A 19,879-nucleotide genomic window follows, 5' to 3' on the forward strand; every position below is an offset into this window, starting at 1 on the left:
GGTGCGAGTCCCAGGGACTCGCACCGGGCCTCCTGTCCGTCCGTCTCAGGCCTCGATGCGGTACCCGAGACCGCGGACCGTCACCAGGATCTCCGGGGTGGACGGCACGCGCTCGATCTTCGAGCGGATGCGCTTGATGTGCACGTCGAGCGTCTTGGTGTCGCCGAAGTAGTCAGAGCCCCACACCCGGTCGATGAGCTGCCCTCGGGTGAGCACCCGGCCGGCGTTCCGGAGCAGCAGCTCGAGCAGCTCGAACTCCTTGAGCGGCATCGCCGTCTCCGACCCGTCCACCGACACCGTGTGCCGCTCGACGTCCATCCGGATGCCGCCGACCTGCAGGATCCCGCTGTCCGCCGGGTCGTCCTCGGTGCGGCGGCGCAGGACGGCACGGATGCGGGCCAGCAGCTCACGCGTCGAGTACGGCTTCGTCACGTAGTCGTCCGCGCCGAGCTCGAGCCCGACGACGATGTCGACCTCGGAGTCCTTCGCCGTCAGCATGATGATCGGCGCGTTCGACCGGGTCCGGATCTGGCGGCAGACCTCGGTGCCGGAGAGCCCCGGCAGCATGAGGTCGAGGAGCACCAGGTCCGGGTTCTCCGAGTCGAACTTCGACAGCGCGGTCACGCCGTCGGCCGCGACGGAGGTCTCGTACCCCTCACGCTGCAGCAGGAATTCCAGGGGCTCGCTCAGGGCCGGCTCGTCGTCGACGATGAGGATCTTGGTCACGATGGCTGCTCTTCCAGTTGCTCTTCGAGTGCGGTGGTCAGTTCGGTGTCCGCCTCGGGCAGGCGGATGGTGAAGGTCGAGCCCTTGCCGGGCTGCGACCAGACACGGACGTCGCCGCCGTGGTTGCCGACGACGTGCTTGACGATGGCGAGCCCCAGGCCGGTGCCGCCGGTGGCCCGTGACCGTGCCGGGTCGACACGGTAGAACCGCTCGAACACGCGGTCCAGGTCGGCCTCGGGGATGCCGACGCCCTGGTCGGTGATCGCGATCTCGACGAAGCCCTTCGCGGACCGGACGCCCACGCCGACGCGGGTGCCGTCGGGCGAGTACTTCACCGCGTTGGCGATGAGGTTCGAGACGGCGACCTGCAGCAGGCCCGGGTCGCCCATCACCCGGAGCTTCGACTTCTTCGCCCGGATGATCTCGATCGAGCGGGCGCGCGCGACGACCTCGTTCGCGTCGATCGCTGCCTGCACGATCTTGTCGACACCGGTCTCCTCGCTGTTCTCCAACGCGTCGACCGACTGCAGCCGGGACAGCTCGATGATGTCCTTCGTCAGGGCGCCGAGCCGCTCGGACTCGGTGATGAGCTGCGCCGCGAACTTCTTGACGTGCTCCGGGTCGTCGGCCGCGATCACGAGGGTCTCGGACAGCAGGCCGATGGCGCCGATCGGGGTCTTCAGCTCGTGCGAGATGTTGGCGACGAAGTCACGGCGGACCTCGTCGATGCGCCGGCTCTCGGTCAGGTCGTCGGCCGTGATGAGCACGTACCGGTTGCCGAGCTGCGCGGCCCGGAAGCTGAGGTAGCCGATGAGCTCCCCGTGCCGTCCGCGCGGGAGCTCGAGGTCCTCCGCCCCCATCTCGCCGCTCTTGCGCACCCGGTCGACCAGGTCGAGGAGTTCCTGGTGCACGAGCCGGCGCCGCACGACGAGCCCGACGGTCAGTGCCTGGGGCGATGCGGCCACGACCGTGTTCGACGGGTCGATGACCACCGCCGGGTTGTGCATCGTCGCGATCACCGCTGCGACGCCGTCCGGGAGGGTGCGTTCCGCCAAGTCTGCTGCACGAGCCGTGCGCTCGGCGGTGATGATCAGCACCACGACGCCCGCGCCGAAGACCCCGCCGAGGAGCATCGACAGTGGCACGAGCCACGCGTTGTCCATGCCGCCAGTGTAGGGATGGTCATGCGGGGTTCCGGTACCGTTCACCCGTCCCGGAAGGCCGGATCGCGAAGCGTTCAGCCCCACGTCACCGTTCGTTCACCTGGGCTGACGACACTCGTCCGGTACGCAGAGAGAGGTACTCCCCCATGCGCGAAGTCTTCCAGCAGGAACTCCAGGACGTCCAGGAGCGACTGACCGAGATCGCAGGACTCGTCGAGTCCGCCATCACCCGGGCCACCCAGGCCTTCAGCGACTCCGACGTCGCCCTCGCCGAGGAGGTGATCGCGGACGACCAGAAGATCGACGAGGCCGCCAACAGCCTCGACGAGATCGCCATCGACATCCTGGCCCGCCAGGCTCCGGTCGCCCGCGACCTGCGCGTCGTCGTCACCGCCCTGCGTGTGAGCTCCTCGCTCGAGCGCATGGGCGACATGGCCGAGCACATCGCGCAGCTCGCCCGCCAGCGCTTCCCCGAGAAGGTCGTGCCGAAGGGACTCCGCGGCACCTTCAAGGAGATGGGCAAGCACGACGTCGCGATGTCGCAGAAGCTCACGCGGCTGCTCGCGACCGAGGACATCGCCCTGGCCGCGGAGATCCGCGACGAGGACGACGCCGTCGACGAACTGCACGCGAGCGTGTTCGACTTCGTGCTCGGCGAGGCGTGGAAGGGCGGACCGATCGACACCGTCGACGCCACCCTGGCCTCCCGCTACCACGAGCGCTTCGCGGACCACGCGGTGTCGATCGCCAAGAAGGTCGAGTACCTGGCGACCGGCGACTGGACCGGCGCCTCGAGTTCGACTGCCGCGGTCTGACCGCCGTGGTCTGATCGCGGCTGCGCGGTCTGCGAGGATCGACGCATGGCTCAGGTCGCGATCATCGTCAACGGCATGCCCGGTTCCGGCAAGAGCACGATCGGCGCTGCGCTGGCCGAGGTGCTCGGTTGCCCGTTCCTGTCGAAGGACCGGATCAAGGAGCCCCTCGCCGACATCGTCGGGCCGATGATCGCGTCGCGTCCGCTCGGTGGCATCGCGATGGACACCGTGTGGGCGATGGCCGGCGCGGTCGAGAACGGGGTCGTCCTGGACGCCGTCTGGGTCACCCCGGAGAGCCGGGACTTCCTGACCGCCGGGCTCCTGACGGCCGGTTCGCCGCGTGCCGTCGAGGTCTGGTGCCACGTCGACCGCGCGACGGCCGACGAACGCCTGCGCGACCGCTACGAGCCGGACGCTCCGATCCGGCACGAGGTCCACGGCGACCTGGCATCGATCATCGACACCTGGGACACCCTCGGCCCCACCGCGGCACCGACCGGGCTGCTCCCCGTCGTCCGCGTCGACACGACGAAGCCCTACGACGTCGGGGCCCTCGTGCAGGAGATCGCGTCGCACTTCGTCTGACCAGCCGAGGCTCGAGGAGCCGACCGCCCCGCCGAAGCGACACGTCGGCGGTGCGGTGATCCGTTCCTCCCGGCAGAGCGACAGGAGTCGGCGGAACGTTCGCGGCACACTGTCGCTTTCGCGGCCCCACAAGCAGAACGACGAACGCCCCGCCCGGAGACCGGGCGGGGCGTTCGTGCGTGCGGTGCTACTTCTTGGCGCCCTGGGCGGCCACGGCGGCAGCGCCGGCGGCAGCGGCCTCGGGGTCGAGGTAGTACGCCGGCTTCGTCGGACGGAAGTCGTCGTCGAGCTCGTACACCAGCGGGATGCCCGTCGGGATGTTCAGCCCGGCGATGTCGTCGTCGGAGATGTCGTCGAGGTGCTTGACGAGCGCGCGGAGCGAGTTGCCGTGCGCGGTGACCAGCACGGTCTTGCCCTCGCCCAGGTCCTTCGTGATGTCCGACTCCCAGTAGGGCAGCAGCCGGTCGATCACGAGCTTGAGCGACTCGGTGCGCGGCAGCTGGTCGCCGAGGTCGGCGTAGCGGCGGTCACCGGCCTGCGACCACTCGGCGCCGTCGGCGATGGGGGGCGGCGGGACGTCGAACGACCGGCGCCACTCCATGAACTGCTGCTCGCCGTACTCGGCCAGCGTCTGGGCCTTGTCCTTGCCCTGCAGGTCGCCGTAGTGGCGTTCGTTGAGGCGCCAGTCGCGCTTGACCGGCAGCCAGGCGAGGTCGGCCTGGAGCAACGCGATGTCGGCCGTCTGGATCGCGCGGGTGAGGAGCGAGGTGTACAGGACGTCGGGGACGATGCCCGATTCGTCGATGAGGTCGCCGGCGCGCTTCGCCTCCTTCTCGCCCAGCTCGCTGAGCCGGACGTCGACCCAACCGGTGAACAGGTTCTTCTGGTTCCAGTCACTGTTTCCGTGACGGAGCAGGACGAGCGTGGAGGTCATGCTGCCGAGTCTACCGAGCGTCGGCAGGCCCGTACCCTTGACGTCATGCCCATCGGGAACGTGACGCGCGGGACGACCGGGTACAACCGGCTCCGCCGTGTCGACCGGTGGATCGCGTCGCTGCCGGCACTCCGCAAGGCCGACGACCCGCTGGTCGCCGACGTCGGGTACGGGGCCTCGCCGACGACGACGCTCGAGCTGCGCGACCGTCTCGCCCTGGTGCGTCCGGACGTCGAGGTCACCGGCATCGAGATCGAACCGGCACGCGTGGCGTTCGCGAACGCGGGCACCCGCGACGGTGTGACGTTCCGGCTCGGCGGCTTCGAGACACCCACGCCCGGGCAGCGCCGACCGGCCGTGATCCGGGCGTTCAACGTGCTGCGGCAGTACGACGAGTCCGCCGTGGTGGGGTCGTGGCGGATCATGCAGGACCGGCTGCAGCCCGGCGGCGCGCTGGTCGAGGGGACGTGCAACGAGGTCGGGCGGGTGGCCTCGTGGGTGACGCTCGACGAGCACGCGCCGGTGTCGTTCACGGTGTCGCTGCGGCTCGCCGGGCTCGACGTGCCGTCGATCGTCGCCGAACGGCTGCCGAAGGCGCTCATCCACCGGAACGTGCCGGGTGAGCGGGTGCACGCGTTCCTGCGCGACCTCGACCTGTCGTGGGCGGTCGCGGCGCCGCTCGGCACGTACGGGCCCCGGCAGCGGTGGATCGCCACGGTGCGGGGCATGCGCGACCGCGGGTGGCCGGTGCTGCACGGGCCGACGAGGTGGCGGCTCGGCGAGCTCAGCGTGCCGTGGGACGTGGTCGCGCCCGCCGTCTGAAGGGCGCGGCGGCGGCGCGGCGGCGGGACTGCGCCACGGCGGCGGCGGCGAATTCGCGACGATCCACGAGTCGATCACCGCGTGCACTGTCGGAATATGCACACGCACAGGATGCGTGCGCATCACCCGACGGAACACCAGTCGATCAACTCGTGGACTGTCGGAAACCTGCGCACACACCAGGCGACCGACGACCGGCGGCGAACGCTAGGAGCGCTTGACGGCTCCGAGCCGGGGCAGCCGCGGGACGTTCGCCGTGGCGCCGGCCTCCGGCGGGACGATGGTCTCCTGCGCCGCCGTCACCACGACATCGTCGGCGATGAGCGTCAGCGTCGCGGTCGGGTCGAGGGAACGCTTGACCACGGCCAGCCCGATCGGGCCGAGCTCGTGGTGGACCGCCGAGGCCGACAGTCGCCCGACTTCCTTGTCGCCGAGCATCACGGGAGTCCCCGGAGCCGGCAGCACGGCGTCGGAGCCGTCGAGGTGCAGCTGCACGACCCGACGCGGCGGGTGGCCCAGGTTGTGCACCTTCGCCACGGTCTCCTGCCCGCGGTAGCAGCCCTTCGTCAGGTGCACGGCGGAGCGGAGCCAGTCGAGCTCGTGCGGGATGGTGCGCTCGTCGGCATCGGACAGCGTCGGACGCCAGGCGGCGATCCGCAGTGCCTCGTACGCGAGCAGCCCCGCGACGGGTTCGTCCGACGCAGCGATCGCGGCCGAGGTTCCGGGCGTGACCACGGCGATGCGGAGGGTCCAGTCGGAGCCGGGATGGGCCTCCTGGGCGGCGTAGCTCCACCCACCGGGCGTGACGGCCGCCCACGGGTCGACCCACTCGACGACGGGCGGGTCCGGCAGGACGGTCGACGCGAACGGGGCGGCCTCGCCGAACCAGCCGAGGGTCGCGAAGTCGGCCGAACGGTCGGCGACCTCGACCCGGAGCATGAAGCGCATCGAGTCGAGCCAGGCGGCGAGCGGTACGGCGTCCTGCGACTCGGTGAGGAGCCACACGACCGCACCGTCGTCGACCACGCGGGCGGCGTGCTCGACCCGGCCGGACTGGTCGAGCACGAGGGTCTCGGTGCTGACGCCGGTCGGCAGACCGGTCAGCTGCTGCGAGGTGATCGAGTTGAGCCACGACAGGCGGTCCGGGCCGGAGACGGTGACGACACCGAGACCGAGCTCGACGACCGCGCGGCCACGGGCCAGCAGCCGCTGCTCACCCAGGGGGTTGCCGAAGTGCGCTGCGGGCGCGCCGGGCGCGTCAGATGCCGCGACGAACCCGTCGCGCACCGCGAACGCCGACATCAGTCGACCTTCGCGAGCTGCCCCGAGGCGTGCGAGGTGAGTTCGCGACCGAGAGCGGCGATGTCCCACGCCCAGAACAACTTGCCCTCGACCAGGCCGTACAGGCGGGTCGCGGCGGAGTAGTCCTTCGCGTTCGGCGAGCGCATCACGGCGTCGGTGGCCAGGTCGATCCGGCCCTTGAGCACCCGACCCACGTAGAGCTCGTTGACGCCCGTCGGGTGCACGATCGCGGCCTCGACGTCGAAGCCGTCGGTGGTGTTGCGCAGCGCCTCGACGCTCTCGACGGTGGTGAACGGCGTCGGTCCCTCGCCCAGGAGCATCGCGGGGCCGCGGTCGCCGGGTTCGGTCGGACGATCGATCCGCCAGTAGCCCATCTCGGCGGCGAGCGGGGTGTGGTCGTCGTCGAGCAACCACGTCGTGGACGAGTAGTTGAGGTACGGCAGGCCGTCGTGGCTGAAGCTCACGCGCTGGCCGAACTCGTAGGTGCGGGGTGCCTCTTCGTCACCGACGGGGTACTCCACGACGCCGGTGCCCTCCCAGACGCCGACGAGCCACGACAACGGGACCAGTTCGGGCGCCAGGCCCTCGGGGAGCTCGATCAACGCTGACCCTTGAACAGCTTCACGACGACGACGACCGAGATGAACGCGATCGCGAGCGACGCCAGGCCGAGGAGGCCCACGTAGAACAGCTCGAGCGCAAGCAGCGAATCCATGCCCCGGAGTCTACGCGGCTCGGCTCAACGCGCCAGGAGCACCACCGCGGTGACGAGCACCACGACGAAGGCACCGGACGACGCGATGCTGATCCGTTCGACCAGCCCGTCCTTCGTCGCGGTGATGAGCTGGAGCACGAAGCTCACCATCACGCAGGCGACGAACACGAGCAGCAGCCAGGCGAAGGCGTCGCGCTCGGCGAGCGTCAGGACGAGCACCGCCCCGACGACGGCCAGGATCCAGACCGGCAGGACGGACGTCAGCTTGAGGCGCCGCTGGTCGGTGGGCTGCACTGGCTGGGTCACGCGTTCCATCATGACAGGGGTCACGCCCGGCGCGCAGGCGCAGCGGCTCCGCGCCCGGCGCGCAGGCGCAGCGGCTCCGCGCCCGGCGCGCGCTTGCGGGTTGCCGCGCAAACCGTCCGGCCGGATGAGGACTTCCCGAGCATCACTAGGATGTGTCCACGACGTCATCCACCTGCGGAGGTCCTGTGGCACAGCTCCTGGTACTCACCTCGACCGCGCCCGGCGACGTCCTGCCGAGCCTCGGTCTCCTGAGCCACAGGATCCGTCACGTGCCGGCCGAGGCCGCACAGCTGGTCAACGCGCCGCAGAGCGACCTGATGTTCGTGGACGCCCGCACCGACCTGGTCAGCGCGAAGGCCCTGTGCAAGATCCTCGCCTCGTCCGGCTCGACGACGCCCATCGTGCTCGTCGTGACCGAGGGTGGCCTGACCGCCGTCAACAGCGAGTGGAACGTCGACGACGTGGTGCTCGAGAGCGCGGGCCCGGCCGAGATCGACGCCCGCATCCGGCTGTCCGCGGGCCGTGCGGCCAAGGGGCAGTCCAGCTCGAAGATCCAGGCGTCGGGTGTCGTCATCGACGAGGCCAGCTACTCGGCGAAGGTCCGCGGCCGGCCGCTCGACCTGACGTTCAAGGAGTTCGAACTGCTGCGCTTCTTCGCCACGCACCCGTCCCGGGTCTTCACGCGCGAGCAGCTGCTCAGCGAGGTCTGGGGCTACGACTACTTCGGTGGCACCCGCACGGTCGACGTGCACGTCCGACGTCTCCGCGCCAAGCTCGGCGACCTCGAGTCGCTCATCGGCACCGTCCGCAACGTCGGCTACCGCTTCAACGTCTACGACGACGAGGCCGAGCGCCTGATGGGCCAGTAGTGCCGGACCTCGCACGGTTCGTCGTGCCCGGTGAAGCACCGCCGTTCTCGGACCAGACCCTGGTCGACGTCCGCGCCGGGCGCGCAACCGTCCTCGCCGTCGACGACGGGGTCGCCGTGGTCCGTGACGGCGAGCTGGAACTCGTGGTCGACCGGGAGGCCCGTGGTCGCGGCACCGGCACCGCCCTCGTGACGCAGGCGCTCGCGCTGGGCGGCGGGGCCGCTCCTCGGCTCGCGTGGGCACACGGGGACCACCCCGCAGCGCGGGCCCTGGCCGATCGGTTCGGCTGGCGCGCGGTTCGGACACTGCTGCAGCTCCGGGCGCCGATCGGCGGAGCCGGGCCTTCTCCGGACGCGGCTTCTGCCGACGTGCCGGCCGGGTACAGCCTGTCCGCGTTCCGGCCCGGCACCGAGGACGAGGCCGACTGGCTCGCCTTGAACGCCGCGGCCTTCGCGCACCACCCCGAGCAGGGCCGCATGACGCTCGACGACCTGCACGCCCGCGAGTCGGACGCCTGGTTCTCCGGCGAGGACCTGCTGCTGCTCCGCGACATGTCCGGGCAGCTTGCCGGCTCGTGCTGGCTCAAGGTCGAGGACGGCATCGGCGAGTTCTACGCCGTCGCCGTCCGACCCGACCTGCAGGGGCAACGGCTCGGCGGGGTGCTCATGCGTGCCGGGACCGCTCGGCTCAGCGGCCGCGGGCTGACCGCCGCCGCACTGTACGTCGAGGGCGACAACGAACCCGCGCTGGCGCTCTACCGACGGTCCGGGTTCGAGCAGTACGCGATCGACGTGCAGTACGCCGCGCCGGAGCAGGCGGAGGCGCCGACCGGCCGGTAACATTGCGTGGTCGGCGAGGGGTCGGCCAGCGGGGGAATCGGGAAGTCGGGGACGCAGTGGCGCAGTACGGTCAGGGTGAGCCACTCGGTGCGTCGTACCGGTTGGTCGAGCTGCTCGGGACCGGTGCCACCGGCGAGGTCTGGGGCACCGAGCACACCGCGACCGGCGAGCACGTTGCCGCGAAGCTGCTCCGTGCCGAGCTCGCCGCCGACCCGCAGATCGTCGAACGCTTCGTCCGCGAGCGTTCGGTGCTCCTCGCGCTGCAGCACCCCTCGATCGTGCGGGTGCGGGACCTGGTCGTCGAGGGCGACCGGCTCGCGATCGTCATGGACCTGGTGCCCGGTGGGTCAGCGCGCGATCTGCTCGCATCGAACGGTCCGCTGACCCCGCGGGACGCTCTGACGATCACCGCCGAGACCCTCGACGCCCTCGCCGCGGCGCACGAGCAGGACGTCACCCACCGCGACGTCAAGCCCGACAACGTGCTGCTCCAGACCCCCTGGGCCGCCGGTGCGACGGGCGACGTCCGGGTCACCGACTTCGGCATCGCGTCGGTCGTCGCCGAGCGTGAGCGCACCACCACCGGGCTCCTCGGCACGCCGCAGTACATGGCGCCCGAGTCGATCAGCCACGGCCGCGCGGGTCCCGCTGCGGACGTCTACGGCGCCGGGGTCATGCTCTACGAGCTGTTGTCCGGCCGCACACCCTTCGCCGGACCGGGCACGGACTTCGCCGTGGCGTACCGGCACGTCACGTCGAACCCGCCCCCGCTCGACGTGCCCGATGCGCTGTGGTCTGCAGTGTCCGCCCTGCTGACGAAGGACCCGAACAGCCGTCCGGCAGCAGCGGACGCCGCGGCGACCCTGCGGCGGCTCGCCCGGTCCCTCGCCTCGGCCCCTGCGCTGGCCGCGACGAGCGACCCGGACGCGTTCGACGAGGTCGAGCGGCCCGCCACCGTCGTCCGCGGGGTCCGTCCCGAGCCCGATGCTGATCGGGATGACACCGGGGTACCAGAGGACGAAGCCCTGGCCGGGCCGGCCCCGGAACTCGGCCCCGCCGGTTCCCAGACCGTCATCCGGCCGATGGCACGACAGCCGCTGCCGGCCGCGCCCGCCGCCGAGCCGGTACCGACGCGTCGGTTCACCCGCCCCGAGTGGCTGACGAACCGAGCGCTCCTGTTCGGCGGCGTCGGCGTCGTGCTCGTGGCCGCGGTCGTCGTCGGCGGGGCCGTCTGGCTGCCCGGTGCGCTCCGGAAGACGCCGGGCGCCGGCAAAGCGACCGCACAGGCCGCCAACGCCTACCAGCAGGACCGCCCACTGCCCACGGGCCTCGCCACCACCCGCCGCGCGACCATCGACCCCGCGAAGGGCACCGTCGACCTGCGCGTCACGTACGCGGCGCAGGCGTCGGCCCTCACCGGTCCGTTCCTCGAAGTCGTGCCGGGCTCCCGCTCGGGGGCGTCCTGCCCCGCGGTCACCTGGTCCGGCGAGGGCATCTCGGCGAAGCGCAACCAGCCCTCGCTGACTGGTGTCGACACCGCGTGCGCCTGGGCCCTGTCCGGGGTCGAGGTTCCCGCCGGCGGCGACGTCACGGTCGAGGCCTCGGTGCCGCTCGCTTCCGTCACGGACGGCGCGGCGCTGCAGACGTGGCTCGACAGTGTCGGCGAGGCGACCACTGCTGCCGTGAGCGACGACTCGGTGCGCGGGACCGCCTACCCGGTCCAGCGGCTGCAGGGCGTCGAGGTCCGCACGCCCGACCGCACGGTCAGTCAGACGGCCCTGCCGGTCACCCTGGTGCCGGTGTGGCCGAACGGTGCCGACGAGCTCAACCCGCTCTACCGCAGTCCCGCCACGGGACGCCCGTCGCAGATGCTCGTCGACGTGGCCGGCGGGGAGTCCGGCGTGCGGTTCGCCGACGGCTGCTCGGGGGCGTTGGCGGTGTCGTCCGACGGGCTGGTCGTCACGGCGCTGTCGGTCGCGCCGTCGTGCACGGTGCGGGCGACGGTGGGGAACTTCACGAACCTCGAGAGCTCGCCCTTCGGGATCACGACGCGCGACTGAGCGCGCTCTGGTCGTGACTGCGGGTCGATCCTGCCGTCCGTGGCGGACGCAGCCACGGGCCTCCAGGTCGACGGTCTCGGCGTCTCCGTCAGCTGACAGCAGACGCGGTCTGCACGAGACGGACGGTCCCGCCTGAAGCGGCGTAGCCGCGGCCGACGGTCAGCGCGACCGGTGCACGACGCGGGAGCGTGACACCGAGGAGCTCGCCGTCGTAGTCGACGTCCGGCTGCAGCAGGACGCCACACCGGGACTTCCGGACCGCTCGGGTCCAGTGGCTGTACAGCGACCGGAGGTCCGCGGACCGGCCGGCCGCCACGACGCACAGTCCGGGGCGCTCGGTCGTGAGCAGCGTCGCGATGGCCTGGTCGCCGTCCTCGAACCGCTCCGCGTCGTCGATCAACAGCAGCACCGGTCCACGCTCGAGCCGCAGCCCGGCCAACAGGGCCGGGACCTCGTCCGGGCCGACGGCGATGCGGTCGAACGAACCCGAGGCGAGCGGCGACCGGCGGTCGCAGATCGCCCAGACCGCTGGACGAACACCCTCGGCTGTCCGTGCGAGCTCGGCGACGGCGAGGAGCACGCTCGACTTGCCGGACCGCGCCGGGCCGGCGACGAGCACGTGTTCGCCGTCGTAGACCTCGACGGACGCCGGCTGCAGGTCGTCCTCCGCGATGCCGATCGGGATCCGCCAGGGCTCACCCGCGAACACCGCTCCGGCGCCGAGCTCGTCCACGAGCACGGCATCGGGCAGCCGACCGACGGCACTCGCCTTCCGGCTGCTGCCCGGACGGGTGTCCGCGATCCGGGTGACGGCCTCGGCGAGCGGGACGTCCGGGGTCGCGACGTGCGACTGCAGCCGCCTGGTCGAGTCGATGAAGCGGCCGGGCACCGGCGGCGGGACGTCCTTGGGGCGGACCCCGATGGACGCGTAGTCGTAGGGGTCCGCGAGGCGGAACATCCACTTCTGCGTGGTGACCTCGTCCATCGCCGACGGCACCGCCTTCGCGCGCGTCGTGGAGACCGCGAACGAGATGCCGAGCGCCGGACCCTCGGCGTACACCCGGTAGAGCGCGTCGAGCAGCTGCTGGCCCTCGAAGTCCTGGTACTCGTCGCGCAGGGCGGCGAGGCCGTCGATGAGCACCACGGCACGGCGCCCACCGGGTGCCGCACGGCGACGCTCGAGCTCGACGCGGAGGTGCCGCAGGAACCGCGTCTGCAGCTCCCCCGCACCCGCACCGGAGCCGACGTAGGCCGTCGTGTGCGGTAGCTGTGCGAGCGGAGCGAGGTCCCCCGGACCCATGTCGAGCACCAGCAGGTCGAGCTCGTCGGGGTTCGACGCGGCGGCGAGCTGGAGCGCGATCGTGGCGAGGGCGGTGCTCGTCCCGCTGCCGGGGATGCCCATGAGCATGAGGTTGCCCTCGTCGAGGTCCCATCCGGTGGTGATCTGGCGCTGGTGGTCCGGGTCGTCGGCGAGGGCGACGGGCACCGTCGTGGGTCGCCCGTCGGTCAGGGCGGCGAGCTCGACGCGGGTGCCGAGCGCCTCGGGCCAGATCGGACGCGGCGGGGCGTACCCGGCAGCCTCGTTCGCCTGCCCGATCGCCTCGATGAGCTGGTCGAGGTCGGTGACGTCCGACGCGGTCGGCGCCGGTGCCGGCATCGGCGCCGGGACACCGAACACATCCGTCGGCCGGACCGAGACCGGCTGCTCGGCACGCTCGTCACGGGCTCGGCCGGTGACCAGAGCGGTCTGCACCGGGGTGATGTCGTCCTGCCCGAGCTTCACGTAGGCGCGGCCGGTCTGCTGTCGACCGATCCCGGCTGCGGCGGGGACACCGATGACGTTCGTCGAGTCCTCGCGGCTCTGCACCCGCAGGGCGACCCGCATGTTCGTGTTCGCGAGGATGTCCTCGCTCACCACACCGGCCGGCCGCTGGGTGGCGAGGATCATGTGGACGCCGAGCGTTCGGCCGACGGCCGCGATGCTGACGAGCGACGTCAGGACGTCCGGGAAGTCCTTCGCGAGCATCGCGAACTCGTCGACGACCAGCAGGAGCCGCGGCATCGGCTCGACCGGCTTCGTCGCCAGGTAGGCATCGAGGTTGTCGATGTCGGCTCCGGCTGCGGCGAACACCCGCTGGCGTCGTTCGAGTTCAGCTTCGAGTGCCCTGATCGCACGGTCGGCGAGCTGTTCGTCGAGGTTGCTGATCGTGCCGATGGTGTGCGGGAGGCGCTCACACGCCGCGAAGGCCGCACCGCCCTTGAAGTCGACGAGCAGGAAGTTCAAGCGTGTCGGGTCGTTCCGCGCGGCGAGCCCGGCCACGAGGGACCGGAGGAACTCGCTCTTGCCCGAACCCGTCGTGCCGCCGACCAGGCCGTGTGGGCCGTCGCGCACCAGGTCGATCTCGAGCACACCGCTCTCGGACGAGCCGATCGGGGTCGAGAAGCCCGTGCGGGCGTCCCACGCCGTGCGGATCCCCTCGCTCGACAACAGCTCGGGCAGGCGGACGAGCGAGGGCAAGGACGCCCCCGGCACCAGCAGTTCAGGATCGTCGAAGTGGGCGACGCTCCGGGCACTGCGCTCGGCGGTCTCGACGCTGAGGCCGGCGAGCACGACGTCCTCGACACGGGTGCGGTCCTCTGGGCGGTAGACCGTGGCGGCGGCATCGGCACCGACCGTGATGATCGACGTGCAGGCGGCGGGGAGCTGCTGCTCGTTCGTCGCGATGACGATCCCGCTCACCCGGTGTGGTCGTTCCCCTGGGCGCAGGGATTGCCCGGGCACCGAGCGGCCCTGGCCGAGCAGGTTGCGGGCCGGGGCATCCCGTCCCTCGGTGAGCACCTCGGAGTCGACCACGACGAGCAGGTTCGGCGTCGGCAGCTCGTCGAGCGACTCCCGCAGGCCACGGAGCATTGCCGCGCTCTGGTCGCGTTGTGCCGACATCCAGCGGGCGCCGGTGCTGCTCCCCGCCACACGCGCGTGCGGCAGCCAGGAGGCCCACCCCCAGTCCTCCGCGCGGCCCGCGTCGCAGAAGACGCCCACCGTCAGGTCCGCTGGACCGCAGTGCACGGTGGCCTGCGTGAGCAGGCTGCGCGCCAGGGCGAGGGCGCCCTGACGGTCGCCGACGATCCCGACGACGCCGGCGTCGGACAGGTCGGCAACCACCGGCGCGGCCGTCAGACGGCTGTCGGCGATGGCGGCCTTCGCCTCGTCCTCGAGCTTCGCGGACGCTGCACGCTGGTCGACCTCGGGCCGCCAAGGAGCGTCCCCGGTGCCGGCGTGCAGGCTCAGGAAGTCCTCGTCATCCGAGCGGCGCTGCCACAGCAGGGTGGTCGGCAGCTCGGCTCGCCGCACCACGGTCGCCGGATCGGGCACGAGCTCCTGGCGGCGGGCGGCCTCGACGGCCGCGGCTTCGGAGATCTCACCGCGGAAGGACTCCACGGCCTCGGCGAAGCGGGTGTCCTCTTCTTTCAGGTTCTTCGCGCGGCGGTGCTTCTGCTCGAACCACATGCCGATCGCGGTGACCGGGGAGAGCAGAGCGAAGAGCGCGAACCTTGCGTCGCCGAGCAGGAGCACCATCGCGCCGGCGAGCACCAGGGGTGCCGCGACGGTGATCCAGCTGAACTTCGAGGCCGGCGGCACGTCCTTGCGTCCGGGCGGCACGACCGTCTCGGCGTCGGAGGTCCGGCCGGCGCGTGGTGGGCGGTTGAACGGTGCCGTCGCCGCCGGGGTCAGGTTCGCCACCGAGCCGGCCGCGGGCACGGGGACCTCGTCGAGCGCCGGCCGGACGAGCAGCACGGCCCCGCCCACGATGACTCTCGTCGTCCCGGTGAGCAGGACGCCCTCGGCGTCGATGCGCTCCCCGGCGACGACGGTGCCGTTCGTCGATCCCGCATCACGCACCCGCACACCGTCGTCCTCGCGCTCGACGGTGCAGTGCTCCCACGACGCGCTCTCGGTGGGGAGCACGACGTCGGCCTGCGGCGCCCGGCCGACCACGAGCTTCCGCCCGCGCGGGACCGGCACCACGGGGCCGGCCTCGAGCCCGCCGGCGAGCGTGACGGTCCAGCCGTCGGTGCCGAGCGGACGCTCCTCGGGGGTTCGTCCGATGCGGGATCCCTCGAGCAGCACGAGGTCCCGGAGCGGGGTGTCGACGCTGGTGCGGTGCCCGTCGACCGCCAGGGTGGTGCCGGGTTCGAGCGTAAGGCCGATGGCCGCGGACACGAGGTCCCCGAGCGAGGATGCGCCGGACCACCCGTCGACCTCGACCGCATCACGTCGGTCGTCGAGCTCGATCAACAGGCGCATGCTCGCGTTCCTCTTCCGGGTCGGTGCGTGGGTGGGTCAGTCCGTGCTGGAGTCGTCGAACCAGACGAGCGACGCGGTCCGGGCAGCGTCGGTTCCGCTCCCGGTGCCGTCGCCGGACGCGCTGCTGGCCGGACGGAGACCGAGCTGCTGTGCCGACGCCGCGAGCACCGTCGCGGGCGTCCCGAGTGCCTGCTGCCGCGTGAAGTCGAGTGCCGGACCGGCGATGCCCGCATCGGCGTCGAGGTCGAGCGTGGCGAGGGCATCGGTGACGTCCGCCGGCTCGACGCTCCGCGCCGAACCGACGGCGCGGACCAGGGCGATGACGGCGTCGTGGCTGCGCGAGTCCGCTGCGCCCGCGACCGCCGAGAACGGCTGGTCACCGGTCAGGTTCTCGGCGTCCTGGTCACCGGCGAGCACCCGGACACCGCCGAGGAAGGCGGACATCGCGCGGCCCCCGGCATCGGAGGCGAGCGCTCGGGCGTCGTCGGTGGCGACACCCACGGTCCGGAAGGCGCCGCTCAGGCTGCCGCCGGCTTCGACGAGCGCTGCGCCGAACGCCGGGCTCGTCGCATCCGGGGTGAGGACGACCGGCACCGTGACGTTCTCGGCCTGGAGCGCGGCGACGAAGGCACCCTGGCGCTGCGCGGAGCCACTGACGACGACCGCGTCGGAGTCCGGCGTCACCGTCTTCGCGTCGGCATCGGCATCGGCGTCTTCCTCGTTGCTCGTCGCGCCGGTGCGCTCGGCGACGGTCGTGGCCAGCGCTGCAGCGTCCGCGGTGTCGTCCCCGTCCAGGACGTGCGCGACCCGCAGACCCGCCGGAGCACCGCCGCCCAGGTCGACCAACAGTGGCGCGTCGGCGTCGCCGAGTGCCGTGGTCATCGCCGTGCTGATCGAGCCAGCCGCCGGCGCCGTCGACCAGGAGTCCTTCTCCGCCGGAGCGTAGGGCAGGACGACCGGGATGCCCTTCGCCGCAGCAGCAGTGAGGGCGCCGGACACGTGGCTGCCCGACGAGGCGACGACGATGCCCGCGACCCCGCTCTTCGCGAGGGACTCGACCGCGGCCGTGCCCCCGGCAGCGGTTCCGCCGTCGTTCTTCGTGACGAGCGCGACGTCGGTGCCACCGAGTGCGAGCCGACGCTCCGCCACCAGCGCACCCTGCGCCGCTTCGTTCCACTCGGATCCCTCGCCGTCGCCGAGGGTGACGATGACGCCGATCGTCGTCTTCGCCGGGACGTGCGCCACCGTGATCTTCACCGGCACGGTCGCCGAGACCGCTTCGGCCGGGGTGCTGCTGCCGAACGCCCGGAACGTCAGGACGGCAGCGACCACCGCGGCCACCAGGAGCACCGCGATGCCGACGAAGAGCAGCGGACGGCGGCTGCGCGGACGCGTTCCGTCAGCGCCCTCGGTCGCAGTGGCTTCGGTCGTCTGGTCACTCATCGGTCAGCCCCGATCCGGAAGGTGTACAGCGTGGTCGACGTCGCGCTGGCGGGGACCTTCAGCTGGAACGCCGGCAGCGTCGTCGCCGCATCGAGCGATGCACGGAACTGCTCCTGCTGGAGCAGGATGCCGGCGACGTCCTCGGCGCGGACGTTCGCGTATCCCGCGGCGTTCTGCGACGCCAGGGCGAGCTGGTAGTCGGCGGAGTCGGACTTCGCCGCGCTCGTGGCCATGGCGCCGAGGATGCCGGAGCCGTTGACCTTGCGGTCGCCGAGGTCGAGCATCACCCGGTTGAGGTCGCCGGTCAGGAGCGTCGAAGCACCCTGGACGTCACGCGTCGAGGCGCTCGTGCTGGCCGCGATGCGCTCGAGGCTGGACGCCGTTTGGCGGTCGACCGCGGAGGAGAGCTCCGAACCCTCTTGCTCGAGCGTGCTCTTCTGCTCGTCGATCGTGCCCTTCGAGTCCTTCGTGACCTCGCCCGAGGTGGACCGGAGGCCGGCGATCGACTTGTCGAAGGCCGAGATGACGGCGTCACGACTGCCCTTCGCCGTCTCGCTGACCTGCCGCACCTGCTGGTCGATGATCTTCTGGACGTCCTTCTCGGACTGCGTGGACGCGTCTGCGAAGGCCTTGCGGACGGCGTCCTGCAGCTCGGTCTGCTGGGCGCTGATCGCGGTCAGCTGGGTGCCGACCACATCGCTCGACTTCGTTGCCTGCTCGACGAGTTCCTCGAGCTGGCGGGCTGCGCCGTCGACCGAACCCCCGTCGTTGCGCACCGCTCGACGCACCTCCGCGATGCCGTCGTCGAGTGCATCGACGTCGTCGGACAGCGTCGTGATCGCGGCACCGATGCCGGTCGCGGAACGGAGATCGGTTGCCGCGATCACCGCGTCCCACTGCTTCGCCTGGTCCGTGAGGCGTTCATCCATCGGGGTGCTGAAACGTCCACCGGGCTTCAGCGTCGTGCCCTCTTCGGCGCCGGGGCAGGGGGTCGCGGTCAGGTAGCCCCGCAGCGCATCCGCCTGTTCCGCGTCGAGCTGGTCGGTTGCCGCGAGGGCGCAGAGCTGGTCGGCGACCTCACGGTTCTGCGCCTGCATCGAGGTGCTGAACAGACCATCGCCGGCGTTGCCCACGAGCCCGCTCGCTGCGATTGCCTGCCGGTTCACCGTCGTGACGGCGTCGCGCACGGGGCCGAGGTCGTCGGCGGTCTGGTCACGCAGGTCCTGCAAAGCCTCTAGGGTGCGAGCAACCTCGCCGGTGCCGTCGCTTCCGAGGGCCTGGACCGCGGTGTCGATCTCGCCGAGATTGGCGCGCAGGGCATTCGACTGCTCGATCGCCGTGTCCGCGAGCTTGGGGTCGAGCTGGTCGGCGAGCTGCTGCCCGGTGCTGACCAGACCGATCAACGAGGTGCTCACGGCACGCGACGATTCCCAGAGCGCGCAGGTCAACGATCCACGGGCCTCCTGAGGGGCGCACGTCGCTGCGTCCGGTGACGCCGGGCCGACGGATCCCGCCAACTGCGCACTGACCTGCTGCTTGCACGCCTCGCTCGCGTCGGCGTAGCCCTCGAGCTGCGACGAGACGCGGAGCAGGTTGCCGTAGACGCTGCCGCCCGCGGTCGAGGTCTTCGGCGTCGCCGCGCACCCGTTGCCGTCGAGCACCGTGGCCGGTGCCGTCGCCGAGGTGTCGCCGAGCAGGCTGTCGAGACTCGTCGTGGTCTGCTGGAGCTGCTGCAGCACCGTGGACTGTGTCGCCTTGACGGTCGCGCCGAGGTCGCCGTTCAGGGAGCCGAGCTCGCCGGACAGAGACCGCATGGTGCCCGCCAGGGACGAGCTGCTCTCCTTGAGCCGCTCGGCCGTCCTGACTCCGAGGGTCTTCGACGTGGTCTCGAGGTTGGACCGGACCTCGGTGATCGTGCCGCCCGCTCGTGCGAGCACCTCGTTCACCTGCGAGATGAGGTCGATGGTGCGGCGCTGGAGCGCGAGTTCGGAGTCACTATCGGACCCGAACGCCGCGTTCACCACGCCGGTCGAGGACAAGTCCGTGGACAGTCCGGGCTGCGCGGCGACGTCGAACGTCGGCGCCGTGAAGTCCTTGACGTCGGCGACGAGGTGCAACGTGCTGCTCGCGCCGGATGTCGGCGGTGCCAGCAGGCGGCCCCACTGGACGACCGCGTCCCCGTCCTCGTTCGTGCTGACGACGCCGTCCGTGGACGAACCGGAGTCAGCGGCATCGGTGACGATCCGGTCGGCCGCGGTGCCGGTGAGGACGGTCGAAGCGGCGAGGCTGAAGGGCGCACCCACGAGCGCCGGCGTCGAGCGTGAGGTGCCGGCGACGTCGTAGGTCAGGTTCTTCGACGTGACCGTGAGGTTCTCGATCGTCAGGTCGATCGCGATCCGGCCCGAGTACCCGTCGAGGTCGGCAAGGTCGGTACCGGTCTTCTTCGACGTCGAGTACTGCGTCGTGATGCGGAGCGGGAGGTCTCCAGCCGCCTTCGCGGGGTCGTGGTCGGTCGTCGCTGACGAGGAGTCCTTGCCCGCGACGGAGATCGCGGTGTCGGAGATCGACGTGATCGAGCCGTCCGCGGCCAGACGCGTGTCGACGGTCTGCAGGATCCGTGACGGGTCGGCCACCGGCTTGTCGTCGGACGTGCACCCGGCGAGCACCAGCGCGGCGACGCCGGTGACGGCGACCGCCCCCACGAGCCGGCGAGTGGTGCTTCGTGCTCCGGTGTTCCCGGCACGCTGGTTGATCACGGTCTTCCCCCCAAGAGAATCGTCGAGCACATCGATGCTAGTTGCTCGGTGGCGTCGGGTCCGCGTCGATCGGCCGCCCTGGCCGCCCCCGTTCGGGCCACACGCCCCGACTGGAATACAACGTATCGCATCCGGCGAGTTGCGCGTTCGCCGTCCACAACCACGCTGATACTCTGCACGCATGATCCAGGGGGACCAGGGCTTCGGGCCCATCGAACGACGACGTCCGCACGCACGA

General features: G+C 71.5%; 15 protein-coding genes. 6 read left to right on the forward strand and 9 right to left on the reverse strand.

Annotated elements, in window-relative coordinates; all coding sequences use genetic code 11:
- Positions 1 to 45: 45 nt before the first annotated feature.
- Both ITJ69_RS00005 and ITJ69_RS00010 read right to left on the reverse strand, forming a co-directional pair.
- On the reverse strand, positions 46 to 726 hold the full coding sequence (locus tag ITJ69_RS00005) for a response regulator transcription factor (RefSeq protein WP_111085241.1): 681 nt from the start codon (positions 724 to 726) through the stop codon (positions 46 to 48).
- The gene (locus ITJ69_RS00010; protein WP_194671661.1) at positions 723 to 1,889 is read right to left on the reverse strand and encodes a sensor histidine kinase; all 1,167 of its coding nucleotides are present in this window, start codon (positions 1,887 to 1,889) and stop codon (positions 723 to 725) included. Before ITJ69_RS00010 ends, ITJ69_RS00005 begins: the two co-directional genes overlap by 4 nt.
- Positions 1,890 to 2,035: 146 nt before the next feature.
- Between ITJ69_RS00010 and phoU the strand changes: the two genes are divergently transcribed.
- Both phoU and ITJ69_RS00020 read left to right on the forward strand, forming a co-directional pair.
- Positions 2,036 to 2,704 (forward strand): phosphate signaling complex protein PhoU, encoded by a 669-nt coding sequence (phoU, locus tag ITJ69_RS00015; protein ID WP_123293296.1) that lies wholly within the window; start codon positions 2,036 to 2,038, stop codon positions 2,702 to 2,704.
- A gap of 45 nt (positions 2,705 to 2,749) precedes the next feature.
- Positions 2,750 to 3,289 (forward strand): AAA family ATPase, encoded by a 540-nt coding sequence (locus ITJ69_RS00020; protein ID WP_159570334.1) that lies wholly within the window; start codon positions 2,750 to 2,752, stop codon positions 3,287 to 3,289.
- A gap of 187 nt (positions 3,290 to 3,476) precedes the next feature.
- Here the strand turns inward: ITJ69_RS00020 and ITJ69_RS00025 are convergent, their stop codons facing one another.
- Positions 3,477 to 4,223, reverse strand: coding sequence for a phosphoglyceromutase (locus ITJ69_RS00025; protein ID WP_194671662.1), 747 nt, complete (start codon positions 4,221 to 4,223; stop codon positions 3,477 to 3,479).
- 45 nt (positions 4,224 to 4,268) lie between these two features.
- Here ITJ69_RS00025 and ITJ69_RS00030 point away from each other — a divergent pair, with 45 nt between their 5' ends.
- A complete protein-coding gene (locus tag ITJ69_RS00030; RefSeq protein WP_194671663.1) occupies positions 4,269 to 5,045 on the forward strand; it encodes a class I SAM-dependent methyltransferase in 777 nt (258 codons plus the stop codon).
- A 207-nt stretch (positions 5,046 to 5,252) separates the two neighbouring features.
- Here ITJ69_RS00030 and ITJ69_RS00035 read toward each other — a convergent pair whose 3' ends face one another.
- The 3 genes from ITJ69_RS00035 to ITJ69_RS00045 form a co-directional block, all read right to left on the reverse strand.
- Positions 5,253 to 6,347 carry a YgfZ/GcvT domain-containing protein gene (locus tag ITJ69_RS00035; RefSeq protein ID WP_194671664.1) on the reverse strand — a complete coding sequence of 365 codons (1,095 nt, stop codon included), beginning with the start codon at positions 6,345 to 6,347 and terminating at the stop codon, positions 5,253 to 5,255.
- On the reverse strand, positions 6,347 to 6,949 hold the full coding sequence (locus ITJ69_RS00040) for an FABP family protein (RefSeq protein WP_123293291.1): 603 nt from the start codon (positions 6,947 to 6,949) through the stop codon (positions 6,347 to 6,349). The genes ITJ69_RS00035 and ITJ69_RS00040 overlap by 1 nt, the downstream gene beginning before the upstream one ends.
- A gap of 137 nt (positions 6,950 to 7,086) precedes the next feature.
- Positions 7,087 to 7,368, reverse strand: a complete 282-nt coding sequence (locus tag ITJ69_RS00045) for a hypothetical protein (RefSeq protein WP_123936868.1) — start codon at positions 7,366 to 7,368, stop codon at positions 7,087 to 7,089.
- A gap of 185 nt (positions 7,369 to 7,553) precedes the next feature.
- On the opposite strand from ITJ69_RS00045, the gene ITJ69_RS00050 reads away from it, so the two are divergent.
- From ITJ69_RS00050 to ITJ69_RS00060, 3 genes are read left to right on the forward strand one after another with little or no spacing between them, the layout of a single operon-like run.
- Entirely contained in the window at positions 7,554 to 8,237 is a 684-nt protein-coding gene (locus tag ITJ69_RS00050) for a winged helix-turn-helix domain-containing protein (protein WP_123293289.1), read from the forward strand.
- Positions 8,237 to 9,076, forward strand: a complete 840-nt coding sequence (gene mshD / locus ITJ69_RS00055) for a mycothiol synthase (protein WP_194671665.1) — start codon at positions 8,237 to 8,239, stop codon at positions 9,074 to 9,076. Before ITJ69_RS00050 ends, mshD begins: the two co-directional genes overlap by 1 nt.
- Positions 9,077 to 9,132: 56 nt before the next feature.
- A complete protein-coding gene (locus ITJ69_RS00060; protein ID WP_194671666.1) occupies positions 9,133 to 11,136 on the forward strand; it encodes a serine/threonine-protein kinase in 2,004 nt (667 codons plus the stop codon).
- A gap of 88 nt (positions 11,137 to 11,224) precedes the next feature.
- Here the strand turns inward: ITJ69_RS00060 and ITJ69_RS00065 are convergent, their stop codons facing one another.
- From ITJ69_RS00065 to ITJ69_RS00075, 3 genes are read right to left on the reverse strand one after another with little or no spacing between them, the layout of a single operon-like run.
- Positions 11,225 to 15,442: an FtsK/SpoIIIE domain-containing protein gene (locus ITJ69_RS00065; protein ID WP_194671667.1), complete on the reverse strand. Its 4,218-nt coding sequence runs from the start codon at positions 15,440 to 15,442 to the stop codon at positions 11,225 to 11,227.
- A gap of 36 nt (positions 15,443 to 15,478) precedes the next feature.
- On the reverse strand, positions 15,479 to 16,885 hold the full coding sequence (locus tag ITJ69_RS00070; RefSeq protein WP_194671668.1) for a hypothetical protein: 1,407 nt from the start codon (positions 16,883 to 16,885) through the stop codon (positions 15,479 to 15,481).
- Positions 16,882 to 19,641, reverse strand: coding sequence for a hypothetical protein (locus tag ITJ69_RS00075; protein WP_194671669.1), 2,760 nt, complete (start codon positions 19,639 to 19,641; stop codon positions 16,882 to 16,884). Before ITJ69_RS00075 ends, ITJ69_RS00070 begins: the two co-directional genes overlap by 4 nt.
- Positions 19,642 to 19,879: the final 238 nt, after the last annotated feature.

The organism is Curtobacterium sp. VKM Ac-2887, assembly GCF_015350935.1.
GTDB lineage: Bacteria > Actinomycetota > Actinomycetes > Actinomycetales > Microbacteriaceae > Curtobacterium.

Coding starts and splice junctions, on each gene's coding strand:
- ITJ69_RS00010 (WP_194671661.1), bottom strand. CDS start 1,889: ATGGACAACGCGTGGCTCGTGCCACTGTCGATGCTCCTCGGCGGGGTC.
- phoU (WP_123293296.1), top strand. CDS start 2,036: ATGCGCGAAGTCTTCCAGCAGGAACTCCAGGACGTCCAGGAGCGACTG.
- ITJ69_RS00020 (WP_159570334.1), top strand. CDS start 2,750: ATGGCTCAGGTCGCGATCATCGTCAACGGCATGCCCGGTTCCGGCAAG.
- ITJ69_RS00025 (WP_194671662.1), bottom strand. CDS start 4,223: ATGACCTCCACGCTCGTCCTGCTCCGTCACGGAAACAGTGACTGGAAC.
- ITJ69_RS00030 (WP_194671663.1), top strand. CDS start 4,269: ATGCCCATCGGGAACGTGACGCGCGGGACGACCGGGTACAACCGGCTC.
- ITJ69_RS00035 (WP_194671664.1), bottom strand. CDS start 6,347: ATGTCGGCGTTCGCGGTGCGCGACGGGTTCGTCGCGGCATCTGACGCG.
- ITJ69_RS00065 (WP_194671667.1), bottom strand. CDS start 15,442: ATGCGCCTGTTGATCGAGCTCGACGACCGACGTGATGCGGTCGAGGTC.
- ITJ69_RS00070 (WP_194671668.1), bottom strand. CDS start 16,885: ATGAGTGACCAGACGACCGAAGCCACTGCGACCGAGGGCGCTGACGGA.